The organism is Actinokineospora iranica, assembly GCF_900101685.1.
Taxonomy (GTDB): domain Bacteria; phylum Actinomycetota; class Actinomycetes; order Mycobacteriales; family Pseudonocardiaceae; genus Actinokineospora; species Actinokineospora iranica.
The window spans coordinates 531,126-554,073 of sequence record NZ_FMZZ01000001.1; the positions used below are offsets into that span (position 1 = coordinate 531,126).

22 protein-coding genes and 1 pseudogene are annotated in these 22,948 nt (G+C 72.0%); 12 read left to right on the forward strand and 11 right to left on the reverse strand.

Annotation, left to right across the window (positions count from 1 at the left end):
- Window position 1: 1 nt before the first annotated feature.
- Window positions 2-574: a DUF6461 domain-containing protein gene (locus BLS56_RS02465; RefSeq protein WP_091447750.1), complete on the forward strand. Its 573-nt coding sequence runs from the start codon at window positions 2-4 to the stop codon at window positions 572-574.
- A gap of 88 nt (window positions 575-662) precedes the next feature.
- Here the strand turns inward: BLS56_RS02465 and BLS56_RS02470 are convergent, their stop codons facing one another.
- From BLS56_RS02470 to BLS56_RS02490, 7 genes and pseudogenes are all read right to left on the reverse strand, one after another.
- Entirely contained in the window at window positions 663-1,610 is a 948-nt protein-coding gene (locus BLS56_RS02470; RefSeq protein WP_091447755.1) for a sensor histidine kinase, read from the reverse strand.
- Window positions 1,611-2,228: 618 nt separating this feature from the next.
- Window positions 2,229-2,633: pseudogene (locus tag BLS56_RS02475) on the reverse strand (NAD(P)-binding protein); the annotation flags it as partial.
- Window positions 2,633-3,313, reverse strand: a complete 681-nt coding sequence (locus BLS56_RS02480; RefSeq protein ID WP_228771287.1) for an SDR family NAD(P)-dependent oxidoreductase — start codon at window positions 3,311-3,313, stop codon at window positions 2,633-2,635. The gene BLS56_RS02480 and the pseudogene BLS56_RS02475, both read right to left, overlap by 1 nt.
- Before the next feature lie 29 nt (window positions 3,314-3,342).
- A complete protein-coding gene (locus BLS56_RS32010) occupies window positions 3,343-3,483 on the reverse strand; it encodes an SDR family NAD(P)-dependent oxidoreductase (protein ID WP_228771288.1) in 141 nt (46 codons plus the stop codon).
- Window positions 3,464-4,018, reverse strand: a complete 555-nt coding sequence (locus BLS56_RS02485) for an alpha/beta fold hydrolase (RefSeq protein WP_228771289.1) — start codon at window positions 4,016-4,018, stop codon at window positions 3,464-3,466. Before BLS56_RS02485 ends, BLS56_RS32010 begins: the two co-directional genes overlap by 20 nt.
- Before the next feature lie 5 nt (window positions 4,019-4,023).
- A complete protein-coding gene (locus tag BLS56_RS32015; protein ID WP_228771290.1) occupies window positions 4,024-4,296 on the reverse strand; it encodes an alpha/beta fold hydrolase in 273 nt (90 codons plus the stop codon).
- Complete coding sequence (locus BLS56_RS02490; RefSeq protein ID WP_324187489.1) at window positions 4,293-5,699, reverse strand: cytochrome P450; 1,407 nt, start codon at window positions 5,697-5,699, stop codon at window positions 4,293-4,295. Before BLS56_RS02490 ends, BLS56_RS32015 begins: the two co-directional genes overlap by 4 nt.
- 49 nt (window positions 5,700-5,748) lie before the next feature.
- Here BLS56_RS02490 and BLS56_RS02495 point away from each other — a divergent pair, with 49 nt between their 5' ends.
- Entirely contained in the window at window positions 5,749-6,369 is a 621-nt protein-coding gene (locus tag BLS56_RS02495) for a TetR/AcrR family transcriptional regulator (protein ID WP_228771292.1), read from the forward strand.
- A gap of 93 nt (window positions 6,370-6,462) precedes the next feature.
- Here BLS56_RS02495 and BLS56_RS02500 read toward each other — a convergent pair whose 3' ends face one another.
- Window positions 6,463-6,714, reverse strand: coding sequence for a hypothetical protein (locus BLS56_RS02500; protein WP_228771293.1), 252 nt, complete (start codon window positions 6,712-6,714; stop codon window positions 6,463-6,465).
- A gap of 294 nt (window positions 6,715-7,008) precedes the next feature.
- Here BLS56_RS02500 and BLS56_RS02505 point away from each other — a divergent pair, with 294 nt between their 5' ends.
- From BLS56_RS02505 to BLS56_RS02520, 4 genes are all read left to right on the forward strand, one after another.
- The gene (locus BLS56_RS02505; RefSeq protein ID WP_091447764.1) at window positions 7,009-7,593 is read left to right on the forward strand and encodes a dihydrofolate reductase family protein; all 585 of its coding nucleotides are present in this window, start codon (window positions 7,009-7,011) and stop codon (window positions 7,591-7,593) included.
- A 448-nt stretch (window positions 7,594-8,041) separates the two neighbouring features.
- Window positions 8,042-9,052: an Acg family FMN-binding oxidoreductase gene (locus BLS56_RS02510; RefSeq protein ID WP_091447766.1), complete on the forward strand. Its 1,011-nt coding sequence runs from the start codon at window positions 8,042-8,044 to the stop codon at window positions 9,050-9,052.
- Between the two features lie 137 nt (window positions 9,053-9,189).
- Window positions 9,190-10,218, forward strand: a complete 1,029-nt coding sequence (locus tag BLS56_RS02515) for an Acg family FMN-binding oxidoreductase (RefSeq protein WP_091447770.1) — start codon at window positions 9,190-9,192, stop codon at window positions 10,216-10,218.
- Between the two features lie 94 nt (window positions 10,219-10,312).
- A complete protein-coding gene (locus BLS56_RS02520) occupies window positions 10,313-10,948 on the forward strand; it encodes a response regulator (RefSeq protein WP_091447772.1) in 636 nt (211 codons plus the stop codon).
- A gap of 15 nt (window positions 10,949-10,963) precedes the next feature.
- Here the strand turns inward: BLS56_RS02520 and BLS56_RS02525 are convergent, their stop codons facing one another.
- Window positions 10,964-12,559, reverse strand: coding sequence for a sensor histidine kinase (locus tag BLS56_RS02525; RefSeq protein ID WP_091448734.1), 1,596 nt, complete (start codon window positions 12,557-12,559; stop codon window positions 10,964-10,966).
- 186 nt (window positions 12,560-12,745) lie between these two features.
- Here BLS56_RS02525 and BLS56_RS31190 point away from each other — a divergent pair, with 186 nt between their 5' ends.
- The 6 genes from BLS56_RS31190 (at window position 12,746) to BLS56_RS02550 (ending at window position 19,348) form a co-directional block, all read left to right on the forward strand.
- Entirely contained in the window at window positions 12,746-12,919 is a 174-nt protein-coding gene (locus BLS56_RS31190) for a hypothetical protein (RefSeq protein ID WP_175482625.1), read from the forward strand.
- A gap of 119 nt (window positions 12,920-13,038) precedes the next feature.
- Window positions 13,039-13,476: a DUF2267 domain-containing protein gene (locus BLS56_RS02530; RefSeq protein ID WP_091447775.1), complete on the forward strand. Its 438-nt coding sequence runs from the start codon at window positions 13,039-13,041 to the stop codon at window positions 13,474-13,476.
- Window positions 13,477-13,577: 101 nt separating this feature from the next.
- Window positions 13,578-14,633 carry a zinc-binding alcohol dehydrogenase family protein gene (locus BLS56_RS02535; RefSeq protein WP_091447777.1) on the forward strand — a complete coding sequence of 352 codons (1,056 nt, stop codon included), beginning with the start codon at window positions 13,578-13,580 and terminating at the stop codon, window positions 14,631-14,633.
- A gap of 122 nt (window positions 14,634-14,755) precedes the next feature.
- Entirely contained in the window at window positions 14,756-17,194 is a 2,439-nt protein-coding gene (locus tag BLS56_RS02540) for a cation-translocating P-type ATPase (RefSeq protein ID WP_175482626.1), read from the forward strand.
- A gap of 118 nt (window positions 17,195-17,312) precedes the next feature.
- Window positions 17,313-17,651, forward strand: coding sequence for an ArsR/SmtB family transcription factor (locus BLS56_RS02545; RefSeq protein ID WP_091447782.1), 339 nt, complete (start codon window positions 17,313-17,315; stop codon window positions 17,649-17,651).
- Between the two features lie 56 nt (window positions 17,652-17,707).
- Entirely contained in the window at window positions 17,708-19,348 is a 1,641-nt protein-coding gene (locus BLS56_RS02550) for a SulP family inorganic anion transporter (protein WP_091448736.1), read from the forward strand.
- 34 nt (window positions 19,349-19,382) lie between these two features.
- Here the strand turns inward: BLS56_RS02550 and BLS56_RS02555 are convergent, their stop codons facing one another.
- Together BLS56_RS02555 and BLS56_RS02560 are read right to left on the reverse strand one after the other, a co-directional pair.
- Entirely contained in the window at window positions 19,383-20,483 is a 1,101-nt protein-coding gene (locus tag BLS56_RS02555; protein ID WP_091447784.1) for an acetate/propionate family kinase, read from the reverse strand.
- A 7-nt stretch (window positions 20,484-20,490) separates the two neighbouring features.
- Window positions 20,491-22,905, reverse strand: coding sequence for a phosphoketolase family protein (locus BLS56_RS02560; RefSeq protein WP_091447787.1), 2,415 nt, complete (start codon window positions 22,903-22,905; stop codon window positions 20,491-20,493).
- Window positions 22,906-22,948 lie beyond the last annotated feature (43 nt).

Genomic DNA, 22,948 nt, shown 5'->3' on the forward strand with positions numbered 1-22,948 from the left:
CATGCTTGACACTGCGACCTACCAGTGGATCAACGATGAACGGTACTCGGCTATCACACTGGCGATTGTCGCCGGGACTGCCGAGGATGACGTTATCCGCGCATACGGTGGCACCCCTGAAACATCGGAGATAGCGACGTTTGACGAGTCCTTCAACTCGTTTGACGACGGTCAGCCGTTCCATGTGCAGACCTTCACGACTGGCCAGTTCGTTGTGGCTGTCGAAAACAACGGGTTTCACGGAAGTGATTCCCGGATCGCCCGGAAGGTGACCGGGGAATCCGGGCGGTTCATCAGCGTCAAGTGGAGTTCCACGGGGGGCGACTACATCCTTTACGTGGTCGGCCACAAGATCGAAGCCCAGTTCGACGCGCTGTCGGTCTCGCTCGGCGGCGACGGGGATGGGATCGTGCCGGAGTGGGTCAACCGTGTTGACTGGTCGCAGGACGAGACCCGAGCGCCGTACCTGGCCCTGTTGGGAGACGTGATGGGTGTGCACGTCAGCCAAGAGTGGTTCACCACGCCTCACCGAACGACCGTCATTCCCGAGCTATACAGCATGGCGGATCTCTAGCCCGTCGCTCGTGTGTCCGGGCCGCAAGCAGCCGCGAACCGCTCCCCGCTCGACGCGGCCGGGAGCGGTTCGGGCGAGAATCCCCAGGTCACGAGACAGTAACTAAATGCGGGTTCGCTTGCGCGATTCGGTACAGCGCGACGTCCAGCGATTCCGGCAACCGCGGCGGTGTGCCCCGCAGGGTCAGGCGGGCGGCGACCCCGGCCGCGCGGACCCGGTCCACCAGGTCCCCGATGCCGTGCAGGCCCGGCTGGCGCTGCGAGTCGTCGATGTCCTGACCGTGCAGCAGGTCGAGCATCCGGCGCAACTCCACCATCGCCGCGCGGCTGGCCGACTCGACCTCGCTCAGCGACTGCCCCGCCTGCGTCGGGCCGGTGCCGTTCAGGCTCATCCTGGCCACCCCGGCGTGCATGGCGATGGCGCTGACGTAGTGCGAGATCACGTCGTGCAGGTCGCGGGCCACCGCGCCGCGCTCCTCGGCGACCGCCCGCCGCACCGCCGCGCGCTCGTCCCGCCGGGCCAGCTCCGCCTCGGCCGCCAGGCCCGCCAGGTACGTCTGCCTGGTCGTGGTGGCCCGGCCGACCAGCCACGGCAGCACCACCAGACCCAGCGCGAGCCCCAGCAACGCGGGCCACCGGTGGACCACCCAGTCCCCGGCGACCAGGTGCCTGCCCAGCTCGCCGAGAATCAGCGTGGCGAACACCGCGACCGCCCACCTGCCCCGCAGCCACGCGCCCGCCTGGTAGGTCGCCACGGCGAACCCGAAACTGCCCGCCACCCGCGTCCCGGCGCCATGCGCCCAGAGCAGGGCCTCCAGCAGCCCCAGCGTGGCCTGGCCGATCGCGACCGCGCCGCTGTGGCGCACCGACGCGACCAGCGCCAGATCCGCCAGCACGATCGCGCCGTGCAGCGCCCACCCCTGCCAGCCCCAGTCGACGGAGGCGCGCAGGGCCAGATACAGCGCCGAGTCCGCGACCAGACACACCCCAGCCACCAGCAGCGACTGCCGCGTCAACGATCCCCGCACATCCGGCACGCGCCGACTATGGCAGCCGTGCCCGCGCCAGGAAAGGGCAGACTACCCATTTCCGCCGGTCCACCACGCGCGTGGGCGGCGCTCGGCATACTCGGGTCGACCCACACCAAGGCGCACTAACCAGAGAGACCGCAGTGGAGAAGTATGCCTTCAAGTAGGCCGCCGAGCGCCGTTTTCACGGCACGCTCGCCGAGATCCTGAACGACATGCTCGCCAGGCTGGACATGCGGCCGACCGTCGAACCACACACGGCGTGGTCACGATCGTCAGGCTGCACGAGACCATGCTCGAACAGGCGATCCTCGACGAACTACCCAACACGGCCGACAACCGCTACCTCACGCAGGTGCTCCCCCGCCTGCTGACAACCCTGGTCGCACCGAGCAACGGCTGACCGCGATCCGCCCATTGTTCCGGCAGGTGGCGCATGGCTCCGGTCGGCAGATCGTGCAGGACGACCAGGCTCCATGGTCCGCGACGAATGTCGTTGACGGCGCGTTGCACCCAGTCGTCGGCTTGGTTGCCCGTTTTGTTGATCGCGACGATCGTGGTGAACGGTTCCTGGTTGAGGTAGGCGGGGGCCGGCTTGCCGTCCTTGGTGGGGGTTTTGGTTTGTTTGAAGTGGCAGGTGAAAGTGACCGGAACGCCGTCGTGGACGGCGTCCACCGTCCATCGGGCGTCCTGAGTGGACCATTCGGCGCGGATCACCCGGTGGCCGCAGCGGATGTGCCGGTCGATGCCTTCCTCGGCGGCGGTGTCGCGCACGTACCGCAGGATGGACGGCCCGTCGGCGATCGACTTCGGATTCGTCCACGGCCGGAACCGGTAGCCGAGGGTGTTCATGTCCGAGTCGGACCGGATGCCCGGGTAGCGGAACAGGTCCCAGGTGCCGCCGATCGCCGCACGGGCCTCCAGGATCGTGTAGCTACGGCGGGGAAACGCCTCCTGGATATGGCGCGCCGCGCCGATGCCGGACAGCCCGGCCCCGACGATCAGGACGTCGACGTGCTCGGTCGTGGTCATCAGTTCACCTTCCCGGCGCGGTCGCGCAACCGATTCCGCAGCAGGCCAAGCACGGCGTAGTAATGCGTGGGGGAAATCCGGGAGAGCGCGTCGAACAGATACGCGTCCGGGCCGACGAGAATGCGGGCCTTGCCGCGTTCGACGCCCGCCACGATGATTCGCGCGGCTTTGTCCGGCGAGGTCAGCGTGACCGCCTCGAATTGGGCGGCCATCTGTTCCCTGGTCCGGCCGAGGCCCTCGGGGTCTTCGCGCATACGAGCGTTGCGGACGATGTTGGTGGTGATGCCGCCGGGGTGGACGGTGATGGCGCGGACACCGGTGCCGCGTAGTTCCTGCCGCAGCGCGTCGGTGAAGCCGCGGACGGCGAATTTCGCGGCGCAGTAGGCACTCTGGTAAGGCATACCGACCAGGCCGAACACGCTGGAGGTGTTGACGATCGCGCCGCTGCCCTGGGCGGCGAGGATCGGCAGGAACGCGCGGGTGCCGTTGACCACGCCGTGGAAGTTGATGTCCCACAGCCACTGGTCGTCCTCCGGCACGGCGTTGAGCACGGTCGAGGCGACCGCGACGCCCGCGTTGTTGAAGACCGCGGCCAGCGGCGCGGGCAGCCAGTCGCGGACTTCGGCGGCGAACCGGAGTTGGTCGTCGGCGTCGCGGACGTCGAGGACCCGCGTGAGCACCGGGCCTCGCAACGATTCGGCGGTCTCCTTCAGGCCGACCGGTCGATGTCGGCGATCGCCACCGGCGAGCCCGACTTCGACAGGCGCTGGGCCAAGCCGCGGCCGATGCCGGACGCGGCGCCGGTGACCACGACCGGCCTGCCGCCGATCTCACGGGACGGTTGGGGCATCGTCGCTCCTTGACTGAGTGGGCTCCGCGGACGTGGCGGTCGATGAGGAGCCGGGATTCGCGCGGGCGGTGGCGCCACCACCGGTCGGGTTGACCATCCGGTCGCGGTCGCCGTGGATCACCAAGGTCGGCGCGGCGATCGCGGCCAGTCGTGCGGTCCGGTCACCGGACTTGACGATCGCGGCGAGCTGGCGGGCCACCCCCTGGCCCGAGGGATCGCGTTCCCAGGCCAGTTCGGCGCAGGCGCGGACCGCCGGGAACCCGTGCGAGCCGATGTGCCGGTACATCCCCACCAACCGATCGGCGTGAGCCTGCCGGGTCGCCGGTGGCCGACCGCCCATGCGCCGCAAAGCCGACCAGGCGGGCCTGCCGACCCGGCGGGCCCCGGTGGTCGACATGATCGACGTCAGCGTCCGCACTCGCGCCGGAGTCAGCGCGGCGACGGTCTGCGCGATCATGCCGCCCATGGACACGCCGACCAGGTGGACGTCGGCGAAGCCGAGCGCGTCGATCAGGCCCACGGTGTCACCCGCCATGTCGGTCAGGTCGTATTACCCCGGCGACCAGCGCCTGGCCAGGTGGCGGCGGGCCAAGGCGGCGGGAATGCCGCGTGGGTCGACCGGCCCACGTCGCGGTTGTCGAACCGGATCACCTGGTAGCCGCGGTCGGCCAATCCCGCGCGGAAGCCGGTCGGCCACGCGTGCAGTCGCTGGCCCAGCCCGGCGACGAGCAGCAGCGGGTCGGCTCCAGGGTCGCCGATCCGTTCCCAACACAGCGCGATGCCCGGCCCGACATCGGTGATCTGCTCGGTCATGCCCGGCCTCCGGTCGCCGCGACCGACTGAGGCGCCTGCCTGCCGGTCCGCCTGCGCACGACCGCCCGCCCGCCCCGGCCCGGCGCGTACGCGATGCCGCGGAACTGCCAGCGCTCGTCTCGATCGGCGGTCGGCACCAGGGTCACCTCGCGCAAGATGGTGCGCAGCACGATGTTCATCTCCATGGTGGCGAACGCGGCGCCGATGCACCGCCGATGGCCGCCGCCGAACGGAACCCATTGGTACAGATCGGGTTTCGTGCCGACGAAGCGGGTGGGGTCGAAGCGGTGGGCGTCCGGGAAGACGGCGTCGTCCTCGTGGATGAGCGCGATGCTGGCGAACACCGAGTGCCCCTTGGGCACCGTCCACCGCCCCAGCGTCATGCTGTCGGCCTTCACCTGGCGCAGCGTCTGCGTGATCACCGGCCGGGTCCGCAGCACCTCCAGCAGGGTTGCCTCCCGCAGCGTGCTGCCGCCCGCGTCGACCTCGTCCACCAGGTCGCGCAGCACGGTGGGATGGCGACGCAGCCGCTCGACGACCCAGGCCAGGGTCGTCGCGGTCGTCTCGTGGCCCGCGGCCAGCATGGTGATCAGCTCGTCGGCGATGTCGCCGCGCGTCATGGCCGAGCCGTCCTCGTAGCGGCTCCGCACCAGCAGCGCGAGCACGTCGTCGCGCTCGTCCAGCCGCTGGTCGGCCTCGGCTCGGGTGATCATCCGGTCGATGATCTCGCCGTACTCGCAGCGCAACGCGTCCAACCGCGCCCAGGGCGACCACCGGCCCAGGTTGACCGAGGGCCTGGGCAGCAGCGCCAGCCGGGACCCCAAGGTCACCGCCCGCGGCAGCAGTTCGCGCAGGTGGGCGAACTCGGCCCCGTCCGCGCCGAACACCGCCCGCAGGATGATGTTGAGGGTGATCCGCATCATCGACGGCTGGGACGCGAACGCGACGTTTTCCGGCCAGGACGCCAGTTCGCGGAGGGTTTCCTCCTCGACGATCGCCTCGTACGCGCGCAGCCGCCTGCCGTGAAACGGCGGGACCAGCAGCTTGCGCTGCGCGCGGTGCTCGGCGCCGGAAAGGGCGAACAGCGAGCCGGGGCCGAGCACGCGTCCGAGATTCATCACGTCGTGGTAGTCCGCGACGTCAGCGGGTGTCTGGAAAAGCTGCCGGACCTCGGCCGGTGCGCTGACGACCACCGTGGGGCCGAGGATCGGCATCCAGAGGGTGAACGCGTCGCCGTAGCGGTCGCGCAGGCGGCGCATCGTGCGGCGCCCGCCCGCCATCACGGCCATGCCCTGGATGAGATTGGGGACGGATGGTCCGGGCGGAAGCGTCGTCGTCGCCATTGAGCAGTTACCCTTCTCGCCTTTGGTACGTCGATGTACCGCCGGATGGTACGCCGACATACCAAGCGGCGCAATGATCTCGCGCCCCGGCCGGTATATGGTGGTGGCCGTGACAGCGACGCGGCGTGGGCAGGCCGAACCCGCCTCGTCCGGCGAGGCGAGCGCGTTCCGCAGGCGCCTGCTCGACGGGCTGGCCGAGTCCATCGCGGCGGTCGGCTACCGCAACACGACCGTCGCCGACATCGTGCGCCGCGCCCGCACGTCCCGGCGCACGTTCTACGAGCACTTCGCCAGCCGCGAAGCCTGCCTGCTCGCACTGGTCGCGGACAGCACCGCCCAGACCATCGGGCAGATCGTGGCCGCCGTCGACCCGACCCGGCCCTGGGAACACCAGGTGCGGCAGGCCATCGAAGCCTGGATCACCCGGGTGGAGAGCGAACCGGAACTGATCGTGAGCTGGATCCGCGACGTGCCCACACTCGGCGACGTGGCCCGCCAACTGCAGCACGACACCATGGAAGCGTTCATCACCATGGTCCGCACGCTCGCCGACACCGACGAATGGCGCGCCGCCCACGGCGACCCCCCATCCCGCGAGATGGCGATAATCCTGCTCGGCGGCCTGCGCGAACTGATCGCCAGCACCGTCGAAAACGGCGGCCGCGTCCGCGACATCACCGAAACCGCCGTCCGGGCCGCGATCGTCCTAGGCCGCGCCTCAGCGCTGTGACCGGAAGTCACTTACCTCGGGACAGTCCACACTCCCAGGCGTGCGGAACAGCTCGGCCAAGGGTGGCCGCATCGGATCTCCTAGGGCCGTGTCTCAAAGTTGTCGTAGCCAGATGGTGATGGCGGCGATGTGGATGGCGGCGTTGTGGATGGTGGCGGTGTAGCGCACGGCGAGCTTGTCGTATCGGGTGGCGACGGCTCGGTGTTGTGTGAGCTGGTCGATGCCGCATTCCACCGCGTGGCGCTGCTCGCAGGCGTCGCGGTCGAAGACCGGTGGACGCCCGCCGCCGCGACCTTTGCCGCGGCGGTGGAACGACAGCGGTTTGCGGCCCTGCTCGCACGCCAAGTGCAGCTTGCCGTCCAGCCACCGCGCGACCGGCCCAACCCCTGATCACCGGGCTCCGCGCCGCCAGCCGTGGTGTCGGCCGGTTCGGCCTGATGTGCTGGCGCGCCTCGATGTGGGACTCGATCTTCTGGTGGGCTCACCGACCCGCCGCGACCGTCGTGCCCGTGGTCAAGCCCGGGCGGCAGGGGCGGGTGCGCCTCCAGGCTATTTTGTGGCCGTGGTGATCGGCACCGAGAGCGTTCGTCGGATAGGTCGGCCGATCGCTGGCCCTGTCTTCCGCCTTCGAGGAGCACCATGACCGCTACCTACACCTTCGACGTCTTCTCCAGCCTCGACGGCTACGCCTCCTACAACAGCGACGGGGACTGGGGCGGCTACTGGGGCAAGCAAGGTCCCGAGTTTCTCGACCACCGCCTCGCTTTGTACCGCGAGAAGCAGCGGATGGTCCTCGGGGCCAACACCTTTCGGCAGTTCGTGCAGATGCTGGGCCCGCGCACCGGGGAACTGAAGGAACTCGACCCGGTGAACACGCAGATGAGGAACATGCCGACAACAGTGGTGTCGACGACGCTCGAAGGACCCCTTGACTGGCCGGACGCCACTCTGGTGAGCGGTGACGCCCTCGACGTCGTCGCCCGGCTCAAGGAGGAATCCGATGTGCCGCTGCGCTCGCACGGCAGCCTGTCGATGAACCGGGCGCTGATGGCCGCTGGTCTGGTCGATCGCGTCCAGCTGACAATCTTCCCCGTGATCACCGGTCTCACCGGGGTGGAGCCGGTCTTCAAGGATGCGGCGGACTTCGACCTCGAGCTGATCGAGAGCCGGACGCTCGACGGTCACATCCAAGAGCTCATCTACCGGCCCACCCTGCACGCCTGAGTCAATCCCCGCGAGCCGCACGGCGACGGCCTCCGGGGGCGCAGCCCGGTCCGCCGCGCGGCGGCGGCCGAAGGCGAAGCGGTTCGTCCACGACTGGACCGCGGACCTGGTGCGGCGCGCTGTCTGACTCTTCGAGAGCGGCTGGGCAGGGCGGCACCCGCGGCGGGTGGTTGCGGCCCGGGTGGGCGCGCCGTGGCCGACGGTGTTCGGGGGCAGGCTCGACCAGCCATGGCCACCGGGTCCTGACCCGCCGCTCCCCGACTGGGACGAGATTCGCGCCTGGCGGCCCGGGTGACCATCACCGTGGACCGGACCGAAAGCCTGGGCGGACGCGGCACACGCCATCTGCCGTGGGGTCCTCGGTCCTGTCCGGCGCGTTCCTTGGACTCTGCCGCGGTCTTGGCCGCTGGGGGCAGCCTGGGGTGACGCGATCGAAAGGAAGGCTGTCATGGGCCGCTCACATCCTGACCACCAGACCGTTCTCGACGCGGTGGGCCTGGCCTGCCGGGCTCCGTCGGTGCACAACACGCAGCCGTGGCGGTGGCTGCTCGGGGACCGCTCGGTCCACCTGATGGCCGACTGGACTCGGCAGGTCCCGGCGACCGACCCGGACGGCCGCGACCTGCTGGTCAGCTGCGGCGCCGCGCTGCACCACCTGCGGGTGGCCTTCGCCGCCCTGGGCTGGGACACGGAAACGGTCCTGGCGCCCAACCCCGCCGACCCCGACCACTTGGCCGCGGTCGAGCCACACCGGCACACCCCGGACGACGATGAGGTGGCGCTGGCGGCGGCGGTCACCCGTAGGCGCACCGACCGGCGGCGGTACTCGTCCTGGCCGGTTCCCGACGGGCACATCGACCTGCTCGTCGAGCACGCCGCGGCCCACGACGTGGTGGCGGTGCCGGTGACCGACCCGTTCGACCGGCACCGGCTGGCCCAGGCCATCGCCATGGCGGCGATCGCCCAGGAAGACGACCCGGCGTACCGCGCCGAACTCGCGGTGTGGGCCGGGCGCGGCAGGGGAAGCCACGAGGGCGTGCCCGCGGCGGACACACCCCGCTGGCCGGTCACGCACGACGGCATCCGGATGCGCGAGTTCCCCGGCGGCACACTCACGGTCGCGCCGACCGGTGAAACCGACGCCGCCCAACTGCTCGTGCTGGCCACCGCCGACGACAGCGTCGTCTCCCGGCTGCGCGCGGGCCAGGCGGCCAGCGCGATCCTGCTCGCGGCCACCGGCCTGCGGCTGGCGACCTGCCCGCTGTCGCAGCCGCTGGAGGTGCCGGAAAGCCGCGCGCTGATCCAGGAACGGGTTCTCGGCGGGCAGGGCGTGCCGCAGTTGGTGCTGCGGGTCGGCTACGCGCCGACCTCGGCCGAGCCGCTGCCGCCGAGCCCGCGCAGGCCGGTCGATGAGGTCACGGCCTATCTGCCCGGCTTCGCCCCGCGCCGCCCGAGCTGACAAGGCGAAGGACCCGGTCCCTTTCGGAGACCCTGCTCTGCGGGACCTTCCGCTCTGTGACCGGCCCTGGTGGCCGACGGAAGCTGGTAAGGCGACAGAGCGAAGCGGCAAGTGTGGAAGCAGTGAGGAAGTGCGTGATGTTCGACGTTCCCGAAGAAGTGACGGGGGGATTCCCGGACCGGGACACGGTGCTGGCCGCGTTGCGGCTGGCCGTGTGCGCGCCCTCGGTGCACAACACCCAACCCTGGCGGTGGCGGATCGGCGGCGGGTCGGTGCACCTGTTCGCCGACCCCGCCCGCGCGCTGCCCGCCACCGACCCCGACGGCCGCGACCTGATGCTCAGCTGCGGGATCGCCCTGCACCACCTGCGGGTGGCGTTCACCGCGTTCGGCTGGGCGCCCACCGTGCGCTACCTGCCCGACCGCGACCCCACCCACCTCGCCACGGTCGACCTCGCCCCGAGCGAACCCGACCACGACGACATCGTGCGCGCCGCGGCCATCACCCGCAGGCGCAGCGACCGCCGCGCCTACACCCCCGGGCCGCTGCCCACCAGCCACATCGCCGTGCTGCGCGCGGCGGCCGCGGCCGAGGGCGCCGTGACCCGGGCGGTCACCGACCCCGGACCGCGCGGCAGGCTGCTGGCCCTGATCGCCGACGCCGACCGCGCCCAGCGCGCCCGCCCGGAATACGCCACCGAACTGGCCCTGTGGACCGGCAGGCCCGCCGGGTCCACCGACGGTGTGCCCGCAGGCCACACCCCCCGGCAGGTCCGCTACGGCGACCTGATCACCCGGCGCTTCTCCGCCCCTGAGCTGGAACAGCCACCGTCGCTCTCCGGCGCCGCGAAGGACGGCGCGGGCACCCTGCTCGTCCTGGGCACGGCGGCGGACGACCCGCTCGCGCGGCTGCGGGCGGGCGAGGCCACCAGCGCCCTGCTTCTCACCGCCACCGGCCTGCGGCTGGCCACCTGCCCGATCACCCAGGCGCTGGAGGTCCCCGCCACCCGCGAACTGCTGCGCACCACCGTCCTCGACGACCTCGTGCCCCAGATGATCCTGCGGGTGGGCACGCCCGCGCCCGACGCGCCGCCACTGCCCGTGACCCCGCGCCGCCCCCTGCGCGAGGTCTTCGACCTGCTCGCCTGGACACCGCGCCCGTGCTGAGGACTTTGGTCCCTGCCCGACGGGCCGGTGGTCGCACGCGCGCTCGGCGCGCCCGGCCTAGAGTGGGCGGGGTGAGCAGCGAGCGGGAGGCGTGATGGGTATCCGGGTGTTCCTGGTCGACGACCACGAGATCGTGCGACGCGGCGTGGCCGACCTGCTCGACGGACCCGACATCGACATCGTCGGCGAAGCCGCCTCCGTCGCCGAGGCGCTGGTGCGGGTGCCCGCCGCGAAACCGGACGTGGCCGTGCTCGACGTGCGCCTGCCCGACGGCACCGGAGTCGAACTCTGCCGCGAACTGCGCTCGACCATGCCCGACCTGCGCTGCCTGATGCTCACCTCCTACGCCGACGACGAAGCCCTGTTCGACGCGATCCTCGCCGGAGCCTCCGGGTTCGTCCTCAAACAGGTCCTGGGCACCGACCTGGTCGCCGCGGTCCGCACCGTCGGCTCCGGCGGCTCCCTGCTCGACCCCAAGACCACCTCCGCGCTGCTCGACCGCATCCGCCGCGAACGCACCCAAGACGACCCCCTGCACGCCCTGACCGACCAGGAACGCACCGTCTTCGAGCTGATCGGCGAAGGACTGACCAACCGCGAGATCGGCGAACGCATGTTCCTCGCCGAGAAAACCGTCAAGAACTACGTCTCCCACCTGCTCGCCAAACTCAAGATGCAGCGCCGCACCCAGGCCGCCGTCCTCGCCGCCGAACTCCGCCGCGACCGCTAGGCCCCTGCGCCCGTCCTAGCCGAGCGGCACCCGCCAGCGGACCCGGGTGCCGACACCGTCCGGCCCTGGGCCGATCTCGCTGCTTCCCTGGCACTGGGCGGCGCGGCGGGCCAGGTTGTCCAAACCGCTGCGCCGGGCGGGCTCGCCGACACCGACACCGTCGTCGGCCACCTCCACCACCAGCTCGTCGCCCGCCGACACCGACACCGTGATCACCCGCGCCCCCGAATGGCGCACCGCGTTGCTCACCGCCTCACGCACAACCGCCAACGCGTGCTCGCCGATCTCGGCGGGCACCAAGGTGTCCACCGCCCCGGACATGCTCACCGACGGACTCACCGGGTGATCCGCCCCGATCTCGGCCACCGCGTCCAGCATCCGCCTGCGCAACGACGTCGAGTCGTCCACCGCCTGCAAATCGAAGATCGACGTCCGGATCTCCCGCACCGTCTGGTCCAGCTGCTCCACCGACCGGTGCACCCGCGACCGCACCTCCGGGTCATCGATCCGCCGCAACGTCCCCTGCAGACTCATCCCCGTCGCATACAACCGCTGAATCACATGGTCATGCAGATCCTGGGCGATCCGGTCCCGGTCGGCCAACACATCCAACAACCGCTGCGCGCGCTGCTTCTCCGCCAACTCCAACGCCACCGCCGCCTGCCCCGCGAACGAGCCGAGCAATGGCGCCCGGTCGGCCGGGAACGGCGGCGCCCCCTTCTCCCGCGCCACCACCAACACCCCACCCGTGCCCGCCAGCGGAACCACCACACACGGCCCCAACAGATCCGCCACCCGACCCCCCACCGCCTCCGACCCCAAATCCCCCACCAACAGAGGTTTCTGCGCCGCGGTCGCCTCACCGATCAACGGCCCCAAGGCCGAGACCTCCACATCGGTCAACCGCTCCCCCAACTCACCGGTCGCCGCCCCCACCCGCAGCAGCTCACCGGTGCTCCCCTCGGCCAGCAGAATCAGCACACAATCCGCCGCGGTCAGCTCCAGCACCCGCCGCGCGATCAAATCCAGCGACTCCCGCTGCGACGCCCCACCCAACAACCGCTCATTGACCTCCGCCGCCGCCGAAAGCCACCGCTCACGCTCCCGCGACCGCTCGAACAACCGCGCGTTCTCCACCGCCACACTCGCCGCCGACGCCAACGCCCGCACCACAGCCTCGTCGTCCTCGGTGAACTCCGCCCCACCACGCTTCTCGGTCAAATACAGATTGCCGAACACCTCGTCCCGGATCACCACCGGCACACCCAGGAAACTGCCCATCGGCGGATGATTCGGCGGGAACCCCACCGACGCCGGATGCTTCGTCAAATCCGCCAACCGGATCGGCTCCGGATGCTCGATCAACAACCCCAACAGGCCCCGACCCTCGGGCAGATGCCCCATCACCGCCCGACGCTCCTCATCGATACCCACATTCACGAACCGGGCCAACCCACCGGTCTCCCCCAACACCCCCAACGCCCCGTATCGGGCGTCGACCAGATTCACCGCCGCCGCCACGATCCGCCGCAAAGTCGAATCCAACTCCAAACCCGCGCCGACCGCCATCACCGCGTCCAACAAGCCCTGCAAGCTGTCCCGGGTGTCCATCAGCTCACCAAGACGCTCATGCAACTCACCCAGCAACTCGTCCAGACGAAGCCCCGACAACAACCCCCGAGCGCCCGGACCCACCGCCTCCACACCCTCCACGACACTCCATCCCTCGACCCGCGACACACCGCAACCGAGGCTCCCACGGCGGAATCCACCGGGCAAACGCCACCCCGGGCAGGAGTGGGCGCGCTGACCAACCGGGCCGCGCACTATCACCACCTGGTCCGCGGCCTGGGGGCCGGCTTGTCGATCATGTTGGGCTCATCCCCGGTTTCGGTCGTCGTGCTTTCGGGCATCCGGGCAGAGCCGGGCGGAGGCGACGCCAGCGAGGTCGGCCGCGCCCATCCCGAATGACTCTGGCCACCGGGCAGCCGCGAAAGTCCCGATTCCCCGGGGGCTTTCGGCGGCGGCGCCCGTGTTCGCGGCGCGCGAACCCGACCATGGCACGACATTCGCCGAACCAAGGAGGACCTATGTCGGCATCCAAAGCCACCACGCTCGACAACGCCGCCCGGACCGCGCACCTGTGGCTGCGAGAGGTCGCGCACGGCTTCCCCACCGAAGACGAGCAGTTCGCCTACCGAGCGCTTCGGGCGTGGCTGCACGCCGTGCGCGACCAGCTGACCCCGCAGGCCGCCGTCCACTTCGGCGCGCAGCTGCCGGATCTGCTGCGCGGGGTGTTCTACGAGGGCTGGAACATCGACCACGTGCCGCACCGGTTGGACGCCGCGGGCTTCGTCGCCTCGTTCGCCCAGCACGCGGGCGTCTCCGCCCAGGACGTCCCGAGAACCGCCGCGGTGGTCAGCGCCGGACTGGCCGCGCGCATGAGCCCGGGACAGGTGGACAAGGCGCTCGGCCACCTCCCGCACGACGTCCGCGACCTGCTGCGGCCGCGGGAGACAGCGCGGTGAGAGCACGTCGGCCACCCACGTGGCCGTCGCGGGAGGACAGCGGGCAGCGGCGGCGAGACCGCGCTCGGGCAGCGTCCCGGTTCACCTGACGGCGGGCGGCCATGACCACTGATCCGGCGGGCAGCCACCGTCCCCGGACGTGCGCGTGGCGGGTGCGCGCGCCCCGACCGATCACGTCCGGTCCGCTCGCCGAGTCCGTCGAGCCGGTGCCCGCCCCGGCCGGGGGCGAGGTGCTGCTGCGGGTCCTGGCCTGCGGCGTGTGCCGCACCGACCTGCACGTCGCCGAGGGCGACCTGCCGGTGCACCGGCCGAACGTGGTCCCCGGGCACGAGATCGTCGGAGAGGTCGTCGCGGCGGGCCCCGGAGCGGGACGGTTCTTCGCCGTGGGCGACCGGGTGGGAGCGGCCTGGCTGCGCGGAACCTGCGGGCACTGCCGCTACTGCCTGCGCGGCGCCGAGAACCTGTGTCCCGCCTCGGCCTACACCGGCTGGGACGCCGACGGCGGCTACGCCGAGTACGCCACGGTCCCGGCCGCGCTCGCCCACCGGCTGCCCGACGGGTACTCGAACGAGGAACTTGCGCCGCTGCTATGCGCCGGAATCATCGGCTACCGGGCGCTGCAACGCGCCGAACTGCCGCCCGGCGGCAGGCTGGGGATCTACGGATTCGGCGCGAGCGCCCACCTGGCCGCCCAGGTGGCCCTGGCCCGCGGCGCGGTCGTGCACGTGCTGACCCGCGACCAGCGAGCGCGCGAACTGGCCATGGACCTCGGCGCCGCCTCAGCGGCGGGCGCGGCGGAGATGCCGCCGGAGCCACTGGACTCGGCCATCCTGTTCGCGCCCGCCGGGGAGCTGGTCCCGCCCGCGCTGGCGGCCCTCGACAGCGGCGGCACCCTGGCCATCGCCGGTATCCACCTGAGCGACATCCCGACGCTGGACTACCAGCGGCATCTGTTCCGGGAACGCCAGATCCGCAGCGTCACCGCCAACACCCGCGCCGACGCCCGCGACTTCCTCGCCTTCGCGGGCACACACCACCTGCGCGTGGTCACCACGCCCTACCCGCTCGGCGCGGCGAACCAGGCGCTCGCCGACCTCGCCGCCGACCGGGTGCACGGCGCCGCGGTGCTCGTCCCCGACCGGGAACCCGACGGCTGAGCACCTGCGGCCGGAAACCGAGGCGCTCGGGACTTTCGGCGGCGGTGGCCCGGGACCATCGCCGGATCACGGCCGCCTTTCGCATCCTGTCGCCGCCGCGCGCGCCGACCGATGCTGGATTCGTGCATCCGACACTGGAGAACGACGCGGTCGGCCTGACTTCGGGCGAGGCCGAGTCCGCGCTGGCCCGACACGGGGCCAACACCATTCCCGAGCCCCGCCGCCCCGGCGCGCTGACCCGGGTGGCCGCGCAGCTGCGCGACCCGATGATCATGCTGCTGCTCGCCGCGATGGCGCTGGCGGTTGCGCTCGGGGACCTGACCGACACGGCCGTGATCGCGCTGGTGATCGTGCTGAACACCACCGTGGGCGTGGTGCAGGAGCTGCGGGCCGAACGCGCCCTCGCGGCCCTGCGGCAGCTCTCGGCGCCCGCGGCGCGGGTGCTGCGCGACGGGGCAGCGGTGACGCTGCCCGCGGCCGAGGTCGTGCCCGGCGATGTGGTGCTGCTGGAGGCGGGCGACATCGTGCCCGCCGACGGCGACCTGCTCTCGGCGCACCGGTTGCAGGTCGACGAGGCCGCGCTCACCGGCGAGTCCGTGCCGGTGGAGAAGGCGGACGGGCAGGTTTCCGCTGGCACCGTGGTGACCCGCGGCCGCGGCGCGGCGCGGGTCACGCGCACCGGCTCGGATAGCGCCCTCGGCCGGATCGCGGCCCTGATCGGCGCGCAGCGCCCGCGTCCGACCCCGTTGCAGCGCAGACTGGCCGCCTTGGGCCGGGTGCTGGCCCTGACCGCCGTCGTGCTCTCGGCCCTGGTCGCCGCCCTGGGCCTGCTCCAGGGCCGACCGCTCGCCGAGGTCGCGCTGACCGGTATCAGCCTCGCGGTGGCGGCGGTGCCCGAGTCGCTGCCCGCCGTGGTGACGCTCGCGCTGGCGCTGGGCGCGCACCGGATGGCGCGGCGGGCCGCGGTGGTGCGGGCGCTGCCCGCGGTGGAGACGCTGGGCTCGGTCACGGTGCTGGCCGCCGACAAGACCGGCACCCTGACCCAGAACCGGATGCAGGTGGAACGGCTGTGGACGCCCGCTGGCGGCGAGGCGACCGCCACCGGCAGCGGGTACGACCCGGTGGGCGCCGTCCAGGGCGACGGCGGGCGGGAAAGCCGGACCGACCTGCTGCGGGACGTGGTGCTGTGCAACGACGGCGATCTGCTGCCCCCGGACGGCGAAGGAAAGTGGCGGCCGGTCGGCGACCCGACCGAGGTGGCGCTGCTGGTGGTCGCCGCGAAGGACGGCATGGCGGTCGCCGACATCCGGGCGGCGCACCCCCGGGTGGCGGAGGTGCCGTTCGACAGCACGGCCAAGCGCATGACGACCACGCACACCACCCCCGACGGCGGCGTGCTGGCGGTGACCAAGGGCGCGCCAGAAGTCCTGCTGGCGCCCGAGGACCCGGCGCGGGCGGTGGTCCGGCGGTGGGCCGCGGCGGGCTACCGGGTGCTCGCCGTGACCGACCAGGTCGGCGCCGCCGTTCCCCGGCTCGCCGGACTGGTGGCGATCACCGACCCGCCGCGCGCGGACGCCGCCGAGGTCGTCGAGACCTTCCGCGCGGCGGGCGTGCACCTGCTGATGATCACCGGGGACCATCCGGACACCGCCCGGGCCATCGCCGCCCGGGTCGGCATCGCCGCACCAGACGCCGAGGTGACCACCGGCGACGACCTGGGCGACGGCACGGACGCGACGCAGGTCTACGCCCGCATCCGGCCCGAGCAGAAGCTCGCCGTTGTCGAGGACTGGCAGCGCCGCGGCCACATCGTGGCCATGACCGGCGACGGCGTCAACGACGCCCCCGCGCTGCGCCGCGCCGACATCGGCGTCGCCATGGGCGGCGACGGCACCGAGGTCGCCCGGCAGGCCGCCGACCTCGTGCTCACCGACGACAACCTGCGCACGGTCGCCGGGGCCATCGAAGAGGGCAGGCGCATCCACGCCAACGTCCGCACCTTCCTGCGCTACGCGCTCGCGGGCGGCGCGGCCGAGATCGCGGTGATGCTGCTCGGCCCGCTGCTGGGCCTGGCGGTCCCGCTGCTGCCCGCGCAGATCCTGTGGATCAACCTGGTCACCCACGGCCTGCCCGGCGTCGCCATCGGCGCCGAACCCGCCAACCCGGGGCTGATGCGCCGTCCACCCCGCCCGCCGGGCGAGTCGATCCTGAATGGACTGTGGTGGCGGGTGGGCTGGACCGGGGCGCTGATCGCCGCGGCCACCCTGGCGGTGGGCTGGTGGGCCGCGGACACCGGCAGGCCATGGCAGAGCATGGTGTTCGTGTGCCTCGGCCTGGCCCAACTCGGCGTCGCCGTCGCCCTGCGCGCCCGCGGCACCCGCCCGCGCTTCCTGGACCTCGCCGTGGCCGGGGCCGCCGCGCTGCACCTGGCAGGCGTGTGGTTCCCACCGTTGGCCGCCCTGCTGGGAACCACTCCCCTCACCGGAAGCGACGTGCTCGCGGTGACCGCCGTCGCCGCCGTCCCCGCCCTGGTGGTCGCGGTCACGCGGCGACGAGGCTGACGCCGCCTTCCCGCCTCACCAAGTCACACGGAGTTGCATAATTTCGCAACTTCCTACACAGTGGGCGGCGGGTGCGGCGGGGTGGTACTCGCCGCTGAACGCGAGTGCGAGGAATGCCGTGCCGGTCCCGCTTTACCAGGCCAAAGCCGAGTTCTTCCGGATGCTGGGCCATCCGGTGCGCATCCGGGTGCTGGAGTTGCTGCAGGACGGTCCGATGGCCGTGCGGGACTTGCGCTCGGCGATCGGGATCGACGCGCCGGGCCTGTCCCAGCAGCTCGCGGTGCTGCGCCGGTCGGGCATCGTCAGCGCGACCCGGCAGGGCGCCACCGTGGTGTACGCGCTGGCAGGTGGCGACGTGGCCGACCTCATGCGCGCGGCCCGACGGATTCTCACCGAAATGCTCGCCGGGCAGTACGCCCTGCTCGACGAGTTGCGCGACGCGGAGTCGAAGGCGTGAGCTGGCCGGGCGGGCGGCTGCGCGCCCTGCTGCCGACCCGGGCCGACCTGGCCGCCATGCGGCAGCGTCCCCGGCACGATCTCCTGGCGGGCCTGACCGTCGCGGTGGTGGCCCTGCCGCTGGCCCTGGGGTTCGGGGTCGCCTCGGGGCTCGGCGCGCAGGCGGGGCTGGCGACCGCCGTGGTCGCGGGCGCGCTGGCCGCGCTCTTCGGCGGCTCCCGGCTGCAGGTGACCGGGCCGACCGGTGCGATGACTGTCGTCCTCGTCCCGATCGTCGCCGCCCACGGCCCCAGTGGCGTGCTGACCGTCGGGCTCATCGCGGGCTTTCTGCTGCTGGTCTTCGCCGTCGCCAGGGTGGGGCGGCACATGCGCTATCTCCCCGCGCCGGTGGTGGAGGGGTTCACGCTCGGGATCGCCGCTGTCATCGGCCTGCAGCAGATTCCGAACGCCTTGGGCGTGGCGGCCCACGACGGCGGCCACGTCCTGGCCGTCGCCTGGACTGCCGCGCGCCAGTTCGCGCTCGCCCCGAACTGGGCGGCGCTCGCAGTGGCCGCGGCCGTCGCGGTGGCCATGCTGGTCGGGGCCCGGTGGCGGCCGACCGTTCCGTTCTCGATTCTCGCGGTGATCGCCGCGACCGTCGCCGTCCACCTCCTGCGGGTGGACTCGGCGGCGGTGATCGGGAGCCTGCCCGCGGGCTTGCCCGCGCCGTCGTTCGCCTTCTTCGACGCGTCCGCGCTTTCCGCGCTGCTGCCCGCCGCGGTGGCCGTCGCGGCGCTCGCCGCCCTGGAGTCGCTGCTGTCCGCGGCGGTGGCCGACGGGCTGACGATCGGCCAGCGACACGACCCTGATCGGGAGCTGGTCGGGCAGGGGCTGGCCAACCTGGTCGCCCCGCTGTTCGGCGGGGTGCCCGCGACCGGCGCGATCGCCCGCACCGCGGTCAACGTGCGCGCGGGCGCGCATTCCCGGCTGGCCGCGCTCACCCACGCCGCCGTCCTCATGGCCGTCGTCTACGCCGCCGCTCCCCTGGTGGCCCGCATCCCGGTGGCCGCGCTGGCGGGTGTGCTGCTGGCCACCGCGATCCGCATGGTCGAGCTCAACAGCCTCCGCGCGATGGCCCGGGCCACCCGCGCCGACGCGACGGTCCTGGTCCTCACCGCGGTGGCCACGGTTGTGTTCGACCTGGTCTACGCGGTGATCCTCGGGCTGGTCGTCGCGGGCACGCTGGCCCTGCGATCGGTCGCGCGGCAGGCAGGCCTCGACCAGGTGGACCTCGGCGCGGACCTGGCGGAAACCGCCCACGACGAGGAGCACGCCCTGCTGGCCGAGCACATCGTCGCCTACCGCATCGACGGGCCGCTGTTCTTCGCGGCGGCGCACCGCGCCCTGCTCGAACTGCCCGACATCGCCCAGGTTTCCGCGCTCATCCTGCGCATGTCCCGGGTCACCACCATCGACGCGACCGGCGCGCTGGTGCTCAAGGACGTCATCGAGCGCCTTGAGCACCGCGGCGTCGCCGTCTACCTCTCGGGCATCCGCGACGGGCACCACCAGCCGCTGGAGGCGCTGGACGTGATCACCCGGCTGACCGAGGAAGGCCGCGTCTTCGCCACCACCCCGGAGGCGATCGACGCGGCCCGGCTCCTGCTGCACCGCGACGGCACGCTGTCCACGACACTGGACGCCCGGATCACGCCCTGATCGGGTCGGTCGAGAGTTCCGCTGGGTGCGACCGTCAGACTGACAGGGCGGCGCGGGTGTGGCGGGCGATTTCGATGTCTTCGCGGGCGGTGACGACCACGGTGCGGACCGGTGCGTCCGGGGTGCTGATGTCGGCGTCGGAGGTGGCCGTGTTGCGCGAGGCGTCCACGTGGATGCCGAGGTAGGCCAGTCCCTCTGTCGCGGCGCCGCGGACGCGGGGGCTGTGTTCGCCGACGCCGCCGGTGAAGGCGAGGGCGTCGAGGCCGCGCAGGCTCGCGGTCATGGCGGCGATCTCGCGGGTGAGGCGGTGGAGGTAGACGTCGAAGGCGAGGGTTGCGGCCGGGTCGCCGGTGTCGGCGCGGCGCAGGATCTCGCGCAGGTCGGCGGAGCCGCCGAGGCCCGCGAGGCCGGATTCGGACTCCAGGGTGTGGGTGAGCGCGTCGAGGTCCAGGCCGGTGTGCTTGAGCAGCCACAGGACCAGGCCGGGGTCGACGCTGCCGGTGCGGGTGGCCATCACCAGGCCCGCCAACGGGGTGAAGCCCATGGTGGTGTCCACCGACCGGCCCGCGTCGACGGCGGCCAGGGAGGCGCCCGCGCCGAGGTGGCAGGTGACGATCCGCAGCTCTCCCAGGGGTTTGCCGAGCAGTTCCGCGGTCCGGCGGGCGGCGTAGGAGTGGGACAGGCCGTGGAAGCCGTAGCGGCGCAGGGCCCACCGCTGGTTCCACTCCCGGGGCAGGGCGTAGGTGGCGGCCGCGGCGGGGATCGTGGTGTGGAAGGCGGTGTCGAAGCAGGCGACCGCCGGGGTGTCGGGCAGCACCCTGGCCACGGCGTCGATGCCCGCCACGCCGCGGGGCTGGTGCAGCGGCGCGAGCTCGGTCAGCGCCTCGATTGCCGCCCGCGTCTTCTGGTCGAGGACCGTCGGTTCGGTGAGATCCGGTCCACCGTGGACGATCCGGTGCCCCACGGCGTCGACGGCCGACTGCGCCGCGACAAACCGTTCCAGTTCCGCGGTGTCCTCGGTGCCGGACCAGTCGGTCAGATCCAGCGAGTCGACCACGTTGTCACCGTCGAGCAGGCGCACTTTCAGGCTGGACGAGCCCGCGTTGACGACCAGCACGGCGTTGGGCTCGGCCATGGCGGGCTCAGTTCACCCAGGCCCAGTGGCGGACCTCGGGCAGGTCTTCCCCGTGCGCCCTGATCCAGGCGTGGTGGCGGTTTCGCTTGTCCACCATGGCCTGCCGCAGGCTCGCGGTGCCGACGCCGAGGCCGGGAACGCGGTCGAGCACGTCGATGACCAGGCGGAAGCGGTCCATGTCGTTGAGCACCAGCATGTCGAACGGCGTGGTGGTGGTCCCTTCCTCCTTGTAGCCGCGCACGTGGAGGTTGCCGTGGTTGGCGCGGCGGTAGGTCAGGCGGTGGATGAGCCATGGGTAGCCGTGGTAGGCGAAGATGATCGGCTTGTCGGTGGTGAACAGGGCGTCGAACTCAGGATCGGTGAGCCCGTGCGGGTGCTCGGTGGCGGGCTGCAGGCGCATCAGGTCCACGACGTTGACGACGCGGACCTTCAGCCGCGGCAGGTGCTCGCGCAGCAGCGACACGGCGGCGAGGACTTCCAGGGTGGGCGCGTCGCCCGCGCACGCCAGGACAACGTCCGGTTCGCCGCCGGTGTCGGAGCTCGCCCAGTCCCAGATGCCCGCGCCCCGCGCGCAGTGCAGCACGGCGTCCTCAATGGACAGCCAGTTGGGGGTCTCGTTCTTTCCCGCGACGACGATGTTGACGTAGTCGCGGCTGCGCAGGCAGTGGTCGGCCACCGACAGCAGCGTGTTGGCGTCCGGCGGCAGGTAGACCCGGATGACTTCCGCCTTCTTGTTCAGGGCGTGGTCGATGAAACCCGGGTCCTGGTGGGAGAAGCCGTTGTGGTCCTGCCGCCACACATGCGAGGTGAGCAGGTAGTTCAGCGAGGCCACCGGGCGCCGCCACGGCAGCCGCCCGCTGGTCTTGAGCCACTTGGCGTGCTGGTTGAACATGGAGTCGACAATGTGGATGAACGCCTCGTAGCAGTTGAACAAGCCGTGCCTGCCGGTGAGCAGGTAACCCTCCAGCAGGCCCTGGCACAGGTGCTCGGACAGCACCTCGATGACCCGGCCGTCCCCGGCGAGGTGCTCGTCGGTGTCGATGATCTCGGCCTGCCACTGCTTGTCGGTGACGTCGTAGACCGCGTCCAGGCGGTTGGACGCGGTCTCGTCCGGCCCGAACACGCGGAAGTTGCGATAGCCGGCGTTTTCCCGGGCGACCTCGCGCAGCCACCGGCCCAGCAGGCGGGTGGGCTCCGCGGTCGTGCCGCCAGGCTCGGCGACCTCGGCCGCGCATTCCCGGAAGTCGGGCAGCCGCAGCGGCCGCAGCAGCAGCCCTCCGTTGGCGTGCGGGTTCGCCCCCATCCGCCGCGTGCCAGTCGGCGCCATCGCGCGCACCCGCTCGACCGGAGCGCCGGAGGCGTCGAACAGCTCCTCGGGCCGGTAGGAGCGCAGCCATTTCTCCAGCGCGGCCAAGTGGTCCGGCCGCTCCCGCACCCCGGACAGCGGCACCTGGTGCGCCCGCCACGTCCCCTCGACCGGCACACCGTCCACAACGGATGGACCGGTCCAGCCCTTGGGGCTGCGCAGCACGATCATCGGCCAGACCGGGCGCCGCCGGTCGAGGCCAGACCTGGCACGCCGCTGGATGTCGTCGATCTCGGCCAGAGCCGAGTCCATGGCCGCGGCCATGGCGCGGTGCATCGTCGCGGGGTCGCTGCCCGAGACATAGCGGGGCGCGTAGCCGTAGCCGCGCAGCAGCGAGTCCAACTCGGACTGAGGAATGCGGGCCAGCAGCGTCGGGTTGGCGATCTTGTACCCGTTCAGGTGCAGGATCGGCAGGACGGCCCCGTCGTGCGCCGGGTCGAGGAACTTGTTCAGGTGCCAGCTCGCCGCCAGCGGCCCCGTCTCGGCCTCGCCGTCGCCCACGACGCACGCCACCAGCAAGTCCGGGTTGTCCAGCGCGGCCCCGTAGGCGTGGGCCAGGGAGTAGCCCAGCTCGCCGCCCTCGTGGATGGACCCGGGGACCTCCGGGGCCACGTGGCTGGGCACCCCGCCGGGGAAGGAGAACTGCCGGAACAGCTCGCGCATCCCGTGCTCGTCCTGGCTCACCTCGGGGTAGGCCTCGCTGTAGGAGCCTTCCAGCCAGGTGTTCGCCAGCGTCCCCGGCCCGCCGTGGCCGGGACCGGTCACGTGGATGACGTCCCGGTCGCCCGCGCGGATCACGCGGTTGAGGTGCGCGTAGACGAAGTTCAGGCCGGGGGTGGTGCCCCAGTGGCCCAGCAGCCGGGGCTTGATGTGCTCTGGCCGCAGCGGCTCCCGCAGCAGCGGGTTGGCGAGCAGGTAGATCTGGCCCGCGGACAGGTAGTTCGCCGCCCGCCAGTAGGCGTCCACCCCGCTCAGCCCGTCGTCTCGCAGCCGGTCGCCCAGCAGGTCGTCTTCCGACAGCTCGCGCAGCGCCGAACTCGGTGGTGCCTCGGACATCCCAGATCCTCCGTCATCTTCCCCAGCAGCGTCTTCCCGATCC